The organism is Collinsella sp. BG-O-102 (genome assembly GCF_023656745.1).
Lineage (GTDB): Bacteria > Actinomycetota > Coriobacteriia > Coriobacteriales > Coriobacteriaceae > Collinsella.
The window spans coordinates 1-13,396 of record NZ_JAMOKO010000008.1 but is presented as its reverse complement, the minus strand read 5'-3'; the positions used below and the strand labels follow the sequence as shown (position 1 = coordinate 13,396).

The window sequence follows — 13,396 nt, the reverse complement described above, 5'->3', positions numbered from 1 at the left end:
CGAAATTTCGGCAGCTGTTATTTGCCTGCGGTGACGGTGCCGGATTGCGAAGGGGCGACGACTTTGAGCGGCTTTACGAGAGAATCCTCGTGCGAAGCCGGCGCGGCTGTCTCTTCGTTTTTGGCCTTGGTGGACTCGGAGCGAGTGATTTCCTCATCGAGTGCATCGATGTCGGCGTCTTCGACCACGGCGTTGAGCGACTCAAAAACGCGGTTCTTGAGCAGCGCGGTGTGCACGCCCTCCGTCAGGTCGTGCAGCTTCTTAAACGCGCGCTCGAGCTTGGCGTCGCGCTCGTCATCGGAGGTATCCATGCCGAGCATGCTCACGAGCACCTGCTCAAACATCGAGGACTCGCGGTTGGCGGAAGACACGTACTGACGCAGGTTGCGCGGCTCGATATGGAAGCGTGACAGCTCGGAGCAGTAACGGATGATCGGGAAATCGCGACCATCGACGAGCTCTCGATTCTGCGGGCTCTTGATGATGCGAATGAGGTCGTTTTCGGCAAGGGAGCGGATAAACGAAATCTCGACGCCCAGCATATCGGGAATGGTCTCGATGGGATGCAGCTTTTGCTTAGTCTCCTTGGGCTCCGTCTTGAGCGGAACATCGGACAGCAAGCCCACCTCGTAAGCGAGCGTTGACAGGTCCGTGGCGTTTTCCAAGCGCTGCTTAATCACGTTGAGCGGCATGTAGCGGGTCTTCTGCAAGTGCAGGATGACCTCCAGGCGATCAACGTCCTCCTTGGAGTACTGACGGTATCCCTTAGGCGTACGATGAGGGGTAATGAGCCCCTCATCCTCTAGAAATCTAATTTTTGAGTTCGAAAGATCGGGGTATGCGCCTCGAAGTAGGTTGACGACTTGGCCGATACTCAGATAGTTGCGTTCGGCCATGCCCTACTCACCGGTTTCGATGCGCTCCGGCGTGCTCTCGTGGTAGATGAGCGTAAACGTACCGATCTGGACGGAAGAACCGTCGTGCAGCGGGGCTGCATTGACGATGGCACCGTCGACCCAGGTGCCATTGAGCGAGCCCAAGTCCTCGATGCGAGCGCCGAGGCCCTCGCGAATAATGCGCGCGTGGCTGCGCGAAACGGTCATGTCATTGAGGAAGATGCCGTTCGCGGGATCGCGACCGATGGTGGTCACGTCTTCCTCGAGCTCAAAGGCGGCACCAGTCTGCGGACCCTTGACGATGGACAGAACGGGGGCGGTGATGCGCACGTTGGCCATGAGGTCGGGAACGGTGACGTCGCTTGAAGGCACGCGGAATACGCAGGTAGCGTCAGCAGTCTTATCATTCTGAGGCATATTGTTAACCATGTTGTCCATGACAACCCCTAACTTATCGCGGACGTGCCGCAAATAATGAACCGTACGTAATCATACCCCAACGAATCAGTCTTCGATTTCGGGGTTCAGAAAGTCGATGTCCTCGTCCTCGGGATGCGCGAGAGCCTGTTTAATGGCCACTCCGCCCTTAATGGAGTAGATGACAGCCGTGAGCATGGAGAAGATCACGCCGCCGTACACAAAGAAGATACCGAGGGGCACCGAGCTTCCGTTGAGGCCCGGGAAGGCCGTAAGGGATGAAGGTAGAAGATGCAGGCCGTCAACAACGGGGAAACCGAGCAGCATGAGCGAGAAACCAGTCATGAGCAGCGCTGTGGCAATCTTTCCGGGGAAGACGACATCGATGGGGCGACGGTGATAATGACGAACGATAAGCGTGCCGATGCCCAGATAGATGTCGCGGCCAATAATGAGCACGCAGACCCAGATGGGCAGCTCTCCGCGGACCACCAGTCCAAGTACGCCGGTGAACAGCAGCGCACGGTCGCAAATGGGATCCATGACCTTGCCGAGCCACGAGACCGTCTTAGTCATGCGGGCGATCTGACCGTCCATCCAGTCGGTGGAGGCGGCAACGGCGTAGATAACGATGGCGATGACACGGTTGTTATCCGTCACAAACAGGTACAGAAATACCAGGGTGAGGATCAGGCGCGTAAAGGTGATGAAATTGGAGATCGTAAAGATCTTATTCGACGGGTAATCGGAAGTGCCGATAAGCTCCTTTTTGATCTTCTTTTTGATGCCCACAGGACTCCCCCGCTGGTTAACGACAAAACTTTCGATACTATACCCGTTCCGGCGATGTCTATCCAGCGTAAGCATAGAGAGTCCAGACATGTGGAGGGCGCTATTAGGCGGGGAATTTCGCATTCGTGTACATCTGCCTCCAAACATGTCGAAAAATGTCGATTTCGGTGGCTGGTGTACACGTTTTGATTCGGTGATTACATCGATCGGGAAAGTTGTTACTTTATGCAAATGCGTGCGGGTCGAGATTGGCTGGCGCCAAAAGAGCCCAACGGCCGTTACGGCTTCGTTAGAAACGCGCCCCACCATGGATGGTGAACCCGAAAGGTAAGGCGCGCAGGCACGGCGACTCGGCCCGCGCGCCCGGAAGAGAAAGGACGAACCCATGGGTTACATGCTCGAGACGCGCGGGCTCACCAAGCGCTTCGGCCGCGGCGACCAAGCGCAGGATGCCGTGGCCGACGTGAGCCTTCATATCCGCGAGGGCGAGGTGTACGGGCTGCTCGGTCCCAACGGCGCCGGCAAGTCGACAACGCTCAAGATGATCTGCGGGATGCTGCGGCCGACGGCCGGGGAGATCCTCTTTGCCGGGCACGCCTGGCGCCGCGAGGACCTCTACGCAATCGGCAGCCTCATCGAGGAGGCGCCGCTCTACCCCAACCTCACCGCGCGCGAGAACCTGCGCGTGCGCACCACGCTGCTGGGCCTTCCCGAGAGCCGCGTAGATGAGGTGCTCGCCGCCGTGGACCTCGCGGACACCGGGAAGAAGCGCGCCGGGCGCTTCTCGATGGGCATGCGGCAGCGCCTGGGGCTCGCGCTGGCGCTGATCGCCCGGCCACGCCTGCTCGTGCTCGACGAGCCCACCAACGGCCTCGACCCCATCGGCATCGAGGAGCTGCGCGACCAGATCCGCGGCTTCGCGGCGGCGGGCACGACGGTAATCGTCTCGAGCCACATCCTCTCCGAGGTGCAGCAGATGGCGGACACCATCGGCATCATCTACGGGGGGCGCCTCGCCTACGAGGATGCGCTTCGACCCGGGCAGGACCTCGAGGAACTCTTCATGAGCGTCTGCCGGGAGGGGCGTCGAGCGCGCGGGGAGGTGGCGGCATGACGAGCGAGAAAGGCAGCCTGCTCGCGGGCCTGCGCGCCGAGGCCCTGAAGTCGCGCCACGCGGCACCGGTTCGCCTGGCCGTGCTCATGGCGCTGCCGATGCCGCTGCTCGGCGCGATGCCCTACCGGGGCGTGCAGATCTTCAGCGCGTGGAACTACTGGTACGCGCTCTTCCTGCCCGTGTCTCTCTCACTCGTGGTGGCGTGCGTCGCGCGGGCGGACGCTCGCACGCGGATGCGGGGGCTTCTGGGCCTGGGCTTCCCGCTCGGGCGCGCCTGGTGGGCCAAGGCGCTCTGGTGCCTCGCGCTTTGCACGCTCTCGAACCTCGTGGTCTTCGGCATCTACCTCGCGGGCTCGGCGTTCTCCTCGCAGGGCCTCACGGCCGCGGGCACGCTCACGATGCTCCTCTGCGCGCTCGCCAACACGGTGACCGCGGCGTGGATGATCCCCGCAGGGCTCTTCCTCACGGCGCGGCTCGGCATGCTCGCGGGCATCTTCTGCCCGCTCGCCGCGCAGCTCGTGGGTGGGTTCGCCTGGTCGCTGATGCCGCTTCCGCAGCTCTTTCCGCCGTCGGCGAGCATGGTCATCCCCACGAGCTTTATCCCCGTGCTGCCGAGCGGCGAGCCACTCGCCGCGGACATGGCGCTCGGCGGGGCGCTCACGGCGGACGGCATGCTCACACTGGCGGGCCTTGCGGTCTGCGCGCTCGCGTTCGCCGCGCTCACGGCGGCGGGCGCGGCCTGGTTCGCGCGCTCCGAGGAGAGGTGATGGCCATGACACAACTCTCCGACCCGACGCCGCGTATGACTCTCCCGCGGGCCCTGCTCTCCGAGGCCCTGCGCCTGGCGCGCTCCCCGCTCACGGTGGTGCACCTCGTCTGCGGCCTGGCAGCCGGTCTTGCCTGCGGCGAGTACTTCTCCGTAACCCGATGGGACCCGGCGCTGGGCGCGGACGCCTACGCCCAGTTCCTCGGCGCCCTCATGCCGCTCATGTCCGCCATCGTCTGTGGGCTCGCCGTGGACGACGAGCGCGCTGCCGGGCGTCTCGCCAACCTCACGGCGGTCCCCTCGCGCGGGCGCGCCGTCGCGGCGAAGCTACTCGCCCTTGCGGCGCTCGGCGCGGGCGCGCTGGCCGTGGCGCTTGGCGTGTTCGGGGCCGTGATCGCCGTTGCCGGGCGCCTGCCGCTCGGGCCCGCTCCGCTTGCGGCCGCCTGGGCGGGCATCGTGCTGGGCAGCCTGCCCCTCTACGCGCTGGGGCTCGGCGTGGCCCTGCGCCTCGGCCGCAACGCCGCCATCGGCGCCGGCGCGGCGGGTATGCTCCTCGCGTTCTTCTCAGTGGGCGGACTTGCGCACGGCCTCATGACCGGCGAGCTCACCGGTGCCCTGGCGACGCCCCTGAGCTGGGTGCCGCTCGCCTGGCCCGCGCGCCTGGGGTCGCTCGGGGTAGAGGCCTTCATCGACGCAGCACGCGCGGCGGGCCCTCTCCTCACGACTGCGCTCGCTGGCCTCGTGCTCACCCTGTTAGCCGACGCCGTCCTTCTCGCCTGGTTCTGCCGCTTCGAGGACGGGAGGGCGGATGCGTAGGAGGCCGCTCGCCGCCATGCTCGTCCTCCTCTCCGCAGCGCTCGTCCTGGGCGGGAATGCCCTGCTCGACGCCGGCTGGGGGTCGGCGCTGCGCTCGATCACCGACCGCGTGCTGCCCAACCCTGAGATAGCCATGTGGGCGCCCGCGCCCGAGCCCGGCAGCCACGCGAGAGCCTACGCCGACGCCACTGGGGCGGGGGCAAACTACGTCTACCTGGTGGACGCGGCGGACGACAGAGGCAAAGTCCGAGAGCTCCAGCTCATCTTCTTCGGGCGGGAGTCGGACGGCGAGGGCTGGCTCGAGATCGAGGCGCGCGGCGGCTCGGGTGTGCGCTACCGCGCGTGCGACGCGGCCGAGGCGCCCGCGGCTTCGCGCAGGGCTCTGGACCGCTGAGCGCGGCGCTAGTACAATTCCGACGAGAATTTCAGGAGGTCGAACATGGCGAGGATACTGGCAGTGGATGATGAACGGGCGATCCTCGACGCGCTCGCGCGCGTCCTCGGCCGCGACGGCCATGAGGTCGTCAGGGCGACGGACCCGACGGCGGTCCCGGGGATGGACCTCTCGCGCTTCGACCTCGTGCTCTGCGACGTCATGATGCCGGGGCTCGACGGCTTCGAGCTCGTGCGGCAGATCCGCCCGGACTTCGACGGGCCCATCGTCTTCCTGACCGCGCGCGTGGCCGAGGAGGACGCCGTGGCCGGCTACGGCCTGGGCGCCGACGACTACGTCCGCAAGCCCTTCGGGGCCGCGGAGCTGCGCGCCAAGGTCGCGGCCCATCTACGCCGTGAGCGCCGGCCGCGCTCGCACGCTCTCTCCTTCGGGGAGGTGCGGATCGACCTCGGGGCGCGCGGCCTCGCCGTGGGCGGCGAGGTCGTGCCGCTCACGCCCACCGAGTACGCCATCTGCGAGTACCTCGCCCGCCACCCCGGGCAGGTCATGAGCCGCGCGCAGATCCGCGAGGCGGTGCTCGGCTGGGAGAGCGACGCCGACGACGCGGCCATATCCATGCAGGTCAGCCGCGCCCGGAGGAAACTCTCCGAGGCCGGCGCCGACCCGATCGCGACCGTCTGGGGGATGGGGTACAAGTGGCAGCTCTGAGGACCGGGGCGCGAGGTCGCGGGGGCATGCCGCTCTCCTTCGTCATCGCGCGCTACTTCGCCTACGCGTTCGCGGCGGTCGCCACGGCGTGGCTCGCCTCGTTCATGGCGCTCTCCGCGGCGATCAATGTGGACTTCGTCTACGAGGCAAGCTGGGGGCCGGCCAATGCGCGCGAGGTCGCGGAGGGCCTGGCACGCGACGGCGTCTGCGGGCAGCAGGACGTGCCGACGGCGTACCGCTACCTCATCCTGAACAAGGACGGATACGTGCTGATGACAGACCTCGAGGGCACGCGGCTCGAGGACGCGACGGAAATGGCCCGTACGGCACTCGCCGCTGATCCGGGCACAGTGGAGATCGAGGGCGGGGGCTCGGGCCTCACCTACGCCGCGTTCCCGCTCAAGGACGGCGGGGCATGCGCGCTCGTCAGCGAGTACCTGCCGCAGTGGGTCTCGCGCGATCTCGCCGGCCTGCTTCCCAACCCGCAGAACCTCATGCTCGTCGGCGCCGCGGCGGGAAGCGCGCTCGCGCTCGCGCTCGTGGCGCGCCGCGCGAGCCGCGTGATCTCGCGCAAGATGGCGCCGCTCGCGGAGGCGGCGGGGCGCGTCGGCGCGGGGGAGCTCGACTTCGCGGTCGGCAGCACCAACGTGCGCGAGGTGAACGACGTCCTCGCCGCGATGGACGCCATGCGGGCCTCCCTCGCCGAGTCGCTCGAGGCCCGCTGGGCCGCGGAGCGGGGGCAGCGCGAGCAGGTGGCGTCGCTCGCCCACGATCTCAAGACGCCGCTCACCGTGCTGCGCGCCAACGCCGACTTCGTGGCGGAGGAGCTGGAAGACGAGAAAGACGCCGACCTCGCGGCCGCCGCGCGCGACATAGCCGGCAGTGTCGAAAGGCTCGACGGCTACGTGCGCCTGCTCATCGAGGCCTCGCGCGGGTCCGGCGGGGCGGAGAGGGCCCCCATGCGGCCGGCCGAGCTCTGCGAGCAGGTCCTCGCCGAGGCCGCCCAGATCGCCCGGGCGCGAGGCGTGACGCTCGACGCAGCCACGGGCCCCGCTGTCGTGGGCGCGCCCGAGGCCCCACTCGACCGAACCACCCTGGCGCGAGCCGCCGCGAACCTCGTGGCCAACGCCGCCGAGCACGCGCGCTCGCGCGTGGTGGTCTCCTGCGACGTCGCTGGTGGATACCTCGTCATCGAGGTCGCCGATGACGGACCGGGCTTTTCTCCCGCCGCCCTCGAACGCGGCTGCGAGCGCCTCTTCACAGACGACTCCTCTCGCTCCTCGCGCGACGGAGGCCGCCATTACGGGCTCGGCCTCCACGTCGCCTCCGAGGCCGCGAGCGCCCACGGGGGCTCCGTCTCGCTCGCCAACAGCCCCTCGGGCGGCGCGGTGGCCACCATCGCGGTCCCCCTGTGCGGGGCCTGACGAATCAGGCCCTCACACTGGCATACCTCGCAACCAAACGCTTCCCGGATAATTCATGAGGCCGTACTCGTGTTCGAGCCTGCCTATCTCTGCGGCAAGCGCCTCCGTCATGTAGAAGGTTTTAGTGCGGCCCGTCGACTTCGCCAGGCGGTCGTACCTGTTCGCGAGGTCCTCGGGGGTTCTCAGGGCTGCGGTGGCGGTTGCCATGATGCACCTCCCGGTTAGATGTAATACGTGTATTACTTTCTATCACATCACCCGAACCCCGCACCGGCGTACGGTCGTATCTGCTTTTTTACCTTACATTTTGTCAACCGGCCCATGCTCGGCTTGTTCAGCCGGATTAAATCAACTGTTAAATCAATCCAGGCCTGTAGGGGGCGGTGGAAATCTTTCGAGGACTGGGGGCGCCGTCCCTGGGTCGGCTCCTCGATTGCCGCGGCTGAATTCCCCTGCCATCGGCTGCGTGGGTTCCGGCACGGGGTTCTGGCGCTGCTCGAACTGGGCGCAAGACTCGGCTGTTGGTCGTACCGGACGGCATACGTTTTGAGACCGGCAAGCTGATGCCGGCTCGAGGACAGCGGCCCGGTGCACCGGGCCGATCGATAGCGGTCTCAGGTTCACAGCGCAGCTTCTCAGGGCTCGCATATATAGGAAGACTTGATTGGCAATCGACTTTAATGAAGTCGGCAGCGCATGTCAGAGTTTTCAACAAATTTAACATGCCACCCTTTATATCCGCACGCGCGTAATTCAACTCATAAGGACCGGCTATCCCTTACCTGTGACACAATCTCAAACGCACAGAACAGAATCATCAGTCCAATCATCGCATAAGAGGCAGCCGAACCTTCAAGCACTATTCCGCAAAGAACAATCTCCGCGCCGCCAATAAGAACTGTTATCAGGCGCTCTGCCTTTTTGCTCTCGCCGCTCGCATAAAAAGGCGGCAAAGCGCACAAGATCACATATAGCCCGGGAAGGGAATACAGGATCGATAGTCCAAGCCCCCCATCAAACGCAGTGCTTTGCGTAAGAATCAACTGAACCCAAACGGCAATTATCACTGAGCAGGTTGTCGATAAAAGAAGACTTGAAATATAGCACGCAACAAAGTCCCGTCGCATTCGAACAGAGAAATCCGCGAACTCTCTTCGCCGCGTGGAAACAATAAGGTACACAGAAATTGCAATAGAACCAATCAGAGAAAACAGCGGAACAACCAGCAATTCAAGCTTATTACCCCATCGATCAACCACACCCCCACTCCAATGAGCGGGAATTGTATCAGGGAGGACTGACCAAGCCGCCCATAGAATCAGAAATGGAAGAATAGAGAGGATGAAAGTTGATAACACTGCAGTAATTTTTTTTGAGGCTCTCATCGATTCCGCATCTCCTTGCGCGCCCACATTCCACTCCGCCTTAAATCAAGTATAAATAGATGGCGCTCGGTATTATTGGCGCAATCGCGATAGCGATTACCGCCGTTGTTTCTTTAAAAATGGTAGGAATACATGTCTCCAAGAATTGACATATCGATTGACGAGCTGCCCGAAGCGTCGAGCCTTCTTGATGGACATGACTATTCGTCACAAATCATTCAGCGTATCGCCAGGGTTCCAGTAATACTCGATGCATCGGGATGCCCTCATTCCCCTTTTTTCGAAGTTGAATATGATGACAGGACGACTAGGTTTACAAGTCAAGCAAGTTAATAATCTATGTAGTCAATATAATACCGTTGAACCCGCATATCGATACCGTTCAGCCATTCGCCTCGCCCCCGTCGCACGTATCTTCATCCGGTCTGTTACTTTTAATCTAACAATTCTTTGAGGAACGTAGGTGCTTCTAAATGTACTGTCGACTTCTTCTCAAACTAATCCTAAGAGACAAGGCCGTATGGATTTGTACGCTCGTTCTCGCTGCAGCCTTCTCCATCCCCATTGCGTTCAATTCACCCATCTACGGACCCTTCTTCATGAAGCAGGGCATGCAGGGCTTCGTCGACGCATTCAATACGCGCGCGCCCCAGGCCAGCGGCACAGACCTATCGCCAGAGCAGCAAGATGACGCTGAGCTTGCAAGATACGCGAACGCCGCCCTCGCCGCTCAAACCGACGCCGCCTTTCTCGACTCTGCCGAGAGCTACTACGCGCTCATGGACGAAGGCTTCCAATCCGGGTCCATCGTGGGAGACCGAGAGACCAATGACGCAGACCTCGCGTATTGCCGCGCTCTGAGCAGCTCCGGCATCACGGATATCCCAGCCTCCGCAAACGACCTGCCATTCCTTTCCTTCCTGCCTTACGCCATTGCCCAGGCGCCGTCTTTCCTTCCCTTCATCCCCTTCCTTCTCTCGTCGATACTCGTGCTCGGCGCCACAAGGCCTGCGACCCTGGCGGCAAAGGCGCCCGTGCCCAAATTCCGGCGCCTTATCCAAACCGTGTTTTCGATAATTGGCGCGGGGACCGCGATGCTCCTCGCCGGCCTTGCACCCGGGAGCATTTACGCCTTGGCCCTAAACGGCTTCGGGCAAACTGGGTACCCGATCGCCTTCTTCCATAACGGCGTGCTTACCACCACGACCGCGGGAAACGTCTTCACAGCCCTGCTTATCGCGCTGCTTGCGGGCGGAACCTTGATATCCGTTTGCTCCGCCGTCCTATCGACCGCAACGAGGCGCGTCTTCGCAGGCCCCCTTACCTCCGCGCTGCTTGTCGCGGCCCCGGCATTCCCGTTACTGTCCGATTCGGCACTGGGGCATAACGCCGCGCTCAATCTCCTGCCGCTGGCCGTATTCTCGCCTATCGAGGCAACGGGTTACGTAGGATGCTTCCCGACAGAATTCATTGGCTCCGGTTCAGGCAGCGCATCGATGCTTGCCGTGGCCCTGATATACGTCGCGGTCCTTTTTGCGGTCGGCGCCGTTGCGACACGTTCGCCCAAACAGCCTGGACCCGCGAAAAAGCACCATGGGCTCGAGCTTCTGGACGCGAGCGTGGGATACGGAAGCACGACGATACTTTCAATCGGGTCGCTTTTCCTGAGCCCGGGAACGGCGGCGGGCCTCGTTGCTCCCAACGGCTCGGGGAAAACCACCCTTCTTGAAGCGCTGTCGGGCCAATTTCCCACCCGCATCCGCTCGGGAAGCCTGGCGGCAGACGGAATCTGCCAACGTCGATCAGCCGAATTCGCAGAACTCGTCTACCTGAGCTCTTCAGGCGACACGGATCTCTATCCCACGCTATCAGCCCTCGAGCACCTCTCTTTCGTTAGGGAGGCGTGGAAATCGGCCACCGACATCGACTCGCTCTGCAGCTCCCTCGGAATCTCCCCATATCTCGACAAGCCGACCCGTAAACTCTCGACAGGAATGAAGCAGCAGGTAAAGCTTGCCATGGCGATATCGACCGGTTGCCCGTACCTCATCCTCGATGAACCGCTGAACGGCCTCGATCCGGGAAAGCGGAAAACCTCCTGCGACGCGATGCGCAGCGAGGTGGCGCGGGGACGAAGCGTGCTCATCTCAAGCCATCTGCTCGACGACCTGGCAGACCTCACCAACTCGTTCTACTTCATCGAGGCCGGCACGCTCGTGGAAAAGATCAAGTCGTCCTCGCAAACACTCAAGCAGGAATACCTCGATACATACGAAGGAGGTGAATGACATGATAGGCAAGAGCTATGCAAAGATAGCGATTGTTGGCTTTGCACTTTGTCTTGCAATGGTGCTATGTGCATCATTTGCGAGGTTTAGGTCCGAGCAGTCGTTCATCGATGGCGCTGAAAACGGTTTTGGCATAGATGGGATGTATGTCAACGATGGCGCGACCAAGCCGTCTATGGCGATTCTTGCAGGTGAAGATATGGAATGGCAAATCTGTAATGACGATGGCTCTTGTCTGAGTGGTCGTTTGGCCGCAACGAGCGACCCGAACTCGTTCGATCTTCTCGACAATGATGGAGCGGATTGCGGTTCTGTTCACCTTTCATATGCATCGCGAGACGGGATGGACGGCATTCTCTACGTCTCCCACGAGACTGGCGATTTCAAGATGCGTAGGACTAACCGAGTGCCGGCTTTTTTCGAGGAGTGAGAATTCCCGTCGGTCTGCCGATTAGGCCGCCGGGGTATCGAACCCCGCATTCATCCGTACACACGGATGAATGCGGGAAGTGTCCGGATGAAGTTGATAATCAAGGAAACAAAGCCGTTCTGCCTGGGACGGCTTTGGCCTGGACTTTAACTACAACATCGCAATCGACACTTATCAGCTCGCGCAACGCGCATGGCCAAATCTCGAACGCTGGTGCATGGAGGACCTTCGAGATTAACTGGACATCCAAAACGACGACGCACACCGCGTGCTCGCCGACTGCGAAGACGAGATGGCTGTCTACAATGCGATCAGAAACGGCGTGAAGTCCGGAGAGCTTTCTGTGGAACCGCCGCGCCGTCGCGCGAGCCGACCGGGCAACCCGGGCAATCTGGTCCCGGCTCTCCCGGTCGCATTCCTACGATATCGCCCCTAGATCACCAATGCGTCAGATAAAGAATGAGGCAATGGCTGTGACCACGCCTACGGCAGATGCAACGACTGCGCCCTTTTTCCTCTCCTTTAGTCCGACGAATAGGGTTGCCGTAAAGTAAAGGGCGGAAATGCAGGCTATGGCAAGCGAAACGAGTTCCTTGGGCGGTTTCAGCAAAAGGTCGCTAGCAAAGAGTAATGCAAGCAGGGCAAAGCCGATTGTGGTCAAGTATCTCGATTGAGTTTGCGACAGCATGGCAACTTCCTTTTAGAACATGCAAGTGAAAAGTCGGTACGATGTCATTGCGGTTGCAAACAAGTCGCCGCCAGGACCGGTTGTCACGAGACCGGCGATAACTTCAGCGGTGCCAGCAAGGTAGGGATCGCGCAGGCAAGCCTCCTCCTTTGCGTTCAGCTTGACCTTGTGAGGGACGGTGCGGTTATTTGCAAATCCGTGAGAATCGCACCACGCCTTGGAATATGAATCCGTGCAGCGTCCGCGCTCAAAAAGGGATATATCGTATTTTTCGTCGTAGTTGTCTCGGACGTAGATCTCGCTGCTCTCGGCGGGAGACCCCTCGTCGGCATAGGCTGCCGCAACGGGCACAAATGGTGTCATGACAAAGGAGAGGCAAAGAGCTGCTGAGACGATGGAGGGCAGGCATTTCTTCATGGCTGGCTCCTTAATCTGGCCTTTGATAGTTACTTGATGTCGCCTCCTTCCGCTTTATATCCGTTGTATTTGGCGTATTTCTTTAATAAGGCAAGGGGTTCTTCCTCTCCTTCGGATAAGCCGATGATGTTTCCTTGATCATCCAGTATGAATACGGACGGAATATGCTCAAGTTCATATTGGTCATACACGGTCTTATCTTAATTTTTGCTGATGGCTCAGGCAAGGCGGGGCTTACGTTCGAGGCGACCAACAATGCCCTGGCCCTACAGAGAATAAACGCCACGAACACGCACGCCGGCGGCTGGGAGAAGTCCGAACTCCGCGGCCGCCTCAATACCGGCGACCTCTGGTCGCTTTTGCCTTGCGAACTCCAGTCCAAGGTGAAGTCCGTCACGAAGATGACCGACAACCTGGGCGGCGGCAAGGCAGGCACCCCCTCGGCCACGACTGACAAGGTCTTCCTGCTCTCGATGACTGAAGTCTACGGTGACCTCCAGTCTGACGGCGCCCAGTACGAGTACTACAAATCCAAGGGCGTGACAACGTCGAACTATTCCAGTGCTTCGTCGAGCAGCTATCACTGGACTCGCTCCGTGCATCCGAGCAACTTCGCGTCCTTCCGCTGTGTCCACAGCAACGGCAGCTATGACTACTACAGCGCGACGAACATCTACTGCGTGTTCCCCGCCTTCTGCTTTTAGCCTCATCTGCAACCAATGAAAAGCCCGTGCGATTTGAACTGCCTCCCATTTCTTGGACATGAGAAATGGGAGGCTTTTTATGCGTGTCGACTTGAGGGTGAAGCACGACATCGAGGCCAGGAAGGCGGCGATCGGGCTCTTCGAGCGAGGCCACGGC

Annotated in this window: 16 protein-coding genes; 9 read left to right on the top strand and 7 right to left on the bottom strand. The window is 61.5% G+C overall.

What is annotated here, in order from left to right:
• Window positions 1-17: 17 nt before the first annotated feature.
• The 3 genes from ftsR to NBH09_RS05340 form a co-directional block, all read right to left on the bottom strand.
• On the bottom strand, window positions 18-896 hold the full coding sequence (gene ftsR, locus NBH09_RS05350) for a transcriptional regulator FtsR (RefSeq protein WP_250787292.1): 879 nt from the start codon (window positions 894-896) through the stop codon (window positions 18-20).
• A gap of 3 nt (window positions 897-899) precedes the next feature.
• Window positions 900-1,334: an FHA domain-containing protein gene (locus NBH09_RS05345; RefSeq protein ID WP_250787291.1), complete on the bottom strand. Its 435-nt coding sequence runs from the start codon at window positions 1,332-1,334 to the stop codon at window positions 900-902.
• A 66-nt stretch (window positions 1,335-1,400) separates the two neighbouring features.
• Complete coding sequence (locus NBH09_RS05340; RefSeq protein ID WP_250787290.1) at window positions 1,401-2,105, bottom strand: CDP-alcohol phosphatidyltransferase family protein; 705 nt, start codon at window positions 2,103-2,105, stop codon at window positions 1,401-1,403.
• Window positions 2,106-2,490: 385 nt separating this feature from the next.
• Here NBH09_RS05340 and NBH09_RS05335 point away from each other — a divergent pair, with 385 nt between their 5' ends.
• From NBH09_RS05335 to NBH09_RS05310, 6 genes are read left to right on the top strand one after another with little or no spacing between them, the layout of a single operon-like run.
• Complete coding sequence (locus NBH09_RS05335; RefSeq protein ID WP_035136943.1) at window positions 2,491-3,219, top strand: lantibiotic protection ABC transporter ATP-binding protein; 729 nt, start codon at window positions 2,491-2,493, stop codon at window positions 3,217-3,219.
• Window positions 3,216-3,986: an ABC-2 family transporter permease gene (locus NBH09_RS05330; RefSeq protein ID WP_250787289.1), complete on the top strand. Its 771-nt coding sequence runs from the start codon at window positions 3,216-3,218 to the stop codon at window positions 3,984-3,986. Before NBH09_RS05335 ends, NBH09_RS05330 begins: the two co-directional genes overlap by 4 nt.
• A complete protein-coding gene (locus NBH09_RS05325; protein ID WP_250787288.1) occupies window positions 3,986-4,801 on the top strand; it encodes an ABC-2 family transporter permease in 816 nt (271 codons plus the stop codon). Before NBH09_RS05330 ends, NBH09_RS05325 begins: the two co-directional genes overlap by 1 nt.
• Before the next feature lie 16 nt (window positions 4,802-4,817).
• Window positions 4,818-5,195 (top strand): hypothetical protein, encoded by a 378-nt coding sequence (locus NBH09_RS05320; protein WP_250787287.1) that lies wholly within the window; start codon window positions 4,818-4,820, stop codon window positions 5,193-5,195.
• A gap of 45 nt (window positions 5,196-5,240) precedes the next feature.
• The gene (locus tag NBH09_RS05315; RefSeq protein WP_250787286.1) at window positions 5,241-5,903 is read left to right on the top strand and encodes a response regulator transcription factor; all 663 of its coding nucleotides are present in this window, start codon (window positions 5,241-5,243) and stop codon (window positions 5,901-5,903) included.
• A 26-nt stretch (window positions 5,904-5,929) separates the two neighbouring features.
• Window positions 5,930-7,327: a sensor histidine kinase gene (locus tag NBH09_RS05310; RefSeq protein ID WP_250787285.1), complete on the top strand. Its 1,398-nt coding sequence runs from the start codon at window positions 5,930-5,932 to the stop codon at window positions 7,325-7,327.
• Between the two features lie 12 nt (window positions 7,328-7,339).
• Here NBH09_RS05310 and NBH09_RS05305 read toward each other — a convergent pair whose 3' ends face one another.
• Both NBH09_RS05305 and NBH09_RS05300 read right to left on the bottom strand, forming a co-directional pair.
• Entirely contained in the window at window positions 7,340-7,534 is a 195-nt protein-coding gene (locus tag NBH09_RS05305) for a YlcI/YnfO family protein (RefSeq protein ID WP_250787284.1), read from the bottom strand.
• A 551-nt stretch (window positions 7,535-8,085) separates the two neighbouring features.
• Window positions 8,086-8,739 carry a DUF1648 domain-containing protein gene (locus NBH09_RS05300; RefSeq protein WP_250787283.1) on the bottom strand — a complete coding sequence of 218 codons (654 nt, stop codon included), beginning with the start codon at window positions 8,737-8,739 and terminating at the stop codon, window positions 8,086-8,088.
• A gap of 446 nt (window positions 8,740-9,185) precedes the next feature.
• Between NBH09_RS05300 and NBH09_RS05295 the strand changes: the two genes are divergently transcribed.
• Together NBH09_RS05295 and NBH09_RS05290 are read left to right on the top strand one after the other, a co-directional pair.
• On the top strand, window positions 9,186-11,000 hold the full coding sequence (locus NBH09_RS05295; RefSeq protein WP_250787282.1) for an ATP-binding cassette domain-containing protein: 1,815 nt from the start codon (window positions 9,186-9,188) through the stop codon (window positions 10,998-11,000).
• Window position 11,001: 1 nt separating this feature from the next.
• Window positions 11,002-11,430, top strand: a complete 429-nt coding sequence (locus tag NBH09_RS05290; protein ID WP_250787281.1) for a hypothetical protein — start codon at window positions 11,002-11,004, stop codon at window positions 11,428-11,430.
• Between the two features lie 448 nt (window positions 11,431-11,878).
• Here NBH09_RS05290 and NBH09_RS05285 read toward each other — a convergent pair whose 3' ends face one another.
• Both NBH09_RS05285 and NBH09_RS05280 read right to left on the bottom strand, forming a co-directional pair.
• Window positions 11,879-12,118, bottom strand: a complete 240-nt coding sequence (locus NBH09_RS05285) for a hypothetical protein (RefSeq protein WP_250787280.1) — start codon at window positions 12,116-12,118, stop codon at window positions 11,879-11,881.
• A gap of 12 nt (window positions 12,119-12,130) precedes the next feature.
• Window positions 12,131-12,535, bottom strand: coding sequence for a hypothetical protein (locus NBH09_RS05280; protein ID WP_250787279.1), 405 nt, complete (start codon window positions 12,533-12,535; stop codon window positions 12,131-12,133).
• Window positions 12,536-12,699: 164 nt separating this feature from the next.
• Here NBH09_RS05280 and NBH09_RS05275 point away from each other — a divergent pair, with 164 nt between their 5' ends.
• Entirely contained in the window at window positions 12,700-13,239 is a 540-nt protein-coding gene (locus NBH09_RS05275; RefSeq protein ID WP_250787278.1) for a DUF6273 domain-containing protein, read from the top strand.
• Window positions 13,240-13,396: the final 157 nt, after the last annotated feature.

Coding starts and splice junctions, on each gene's coding strand:
- ftsR (WP_250787292.1), bottom strand. CDS start 896: ATGGCCGAACGCAACTATCTGAGTATCGGCCAAGTCGTCAACCTACTT.
- NBH09_RS05345 (WP_250787291.1), bottom strand. CDS start 1,334: ATGGACAACATGGTTAACAATATGCCTCAGAATGATAAGACTGCTGAC.
- NBH09_RS05335 (WP_035136943.1), top strand. CDS start 2,491: ATGGGTTACATGCTCGAGACGCGCGGGCTCACCAAGCGCTTCGGCCGC.
- NBH09_RS05330 (WP_250787289.1), top strand. CDS start 3,216: ATGACGAGCGAGAAAGGCAGCCTGCTCGCGGGCCTGCGCGCCGAGGCC.
- NBH09_RS05325 (WP_250787288.1), top strand. CDS start 3,986: ATGGCCATGACACAACTCTCCGACCCGACGCCGCGTATGACTCTCCCG.
- NBH09_RS05320 (WP_250787287.1), top strand. CDS start 4,818: ATGCTCGTCCTCCTCTCCGCAGCGCTCGTCCTGGGCGGGAATGCCCTG.
- NBH09_RS05315 (WP_250787286.1), top strand. CDS start 5,241: ATGGCGAGGATACTGGCAGTGGATGATGAACGGGCGATCCTCGACGCG.
- NBH09_RS05310 (WP_250787285.1), top strand. CDS start 5,930: ATGCCGCTCTCCTTCGTCATCGCGCGCTACTTCGCCTACGCGTTCGCG.
- NBH09_RS05305 (WP_250787284.1), bottom strand. CDS start 7,534: ATGGCAACCGCCACCGCAGCCCTGAGAACCCCCGAGGACCTCGCGAAC.
- NBH09_RS05295 (WP_250787282.1), top strand. CDS start 9,186: ATGTACTGTCGACTTCTTCTCAAACTAATCCTAAGAGACAAGGCCGTA.
- NBH09_RS05290 (WP_250787281.1), top strand. CDS start 11,002: ATGATAGGCAAGAGCTATGCAAAGATAGCGATTGTTGGCTTTGCACTT.
- NBH09_RS05285 (WP_250787280.1), bottom strand. CDS start 12,118: ATGCTGTCGCAAACTCAATCGAGATACTTGACCACAATCGGCTTTGCC.
- NBH09_RS05280 (WP_250787279.1), bottom strand. CDS start 12,535: ATGAAGAAATGCCTGCCCTCCATCGTCTCAGCAGCTCTTTGCCTCTCC.
- NBH09_RS05275 (WP_250787278.1), top strand. CDS start 12,700: ATGCTCAAGTTCATATTGGTCATACACGGTCTTATCTTAATTTTTGCT.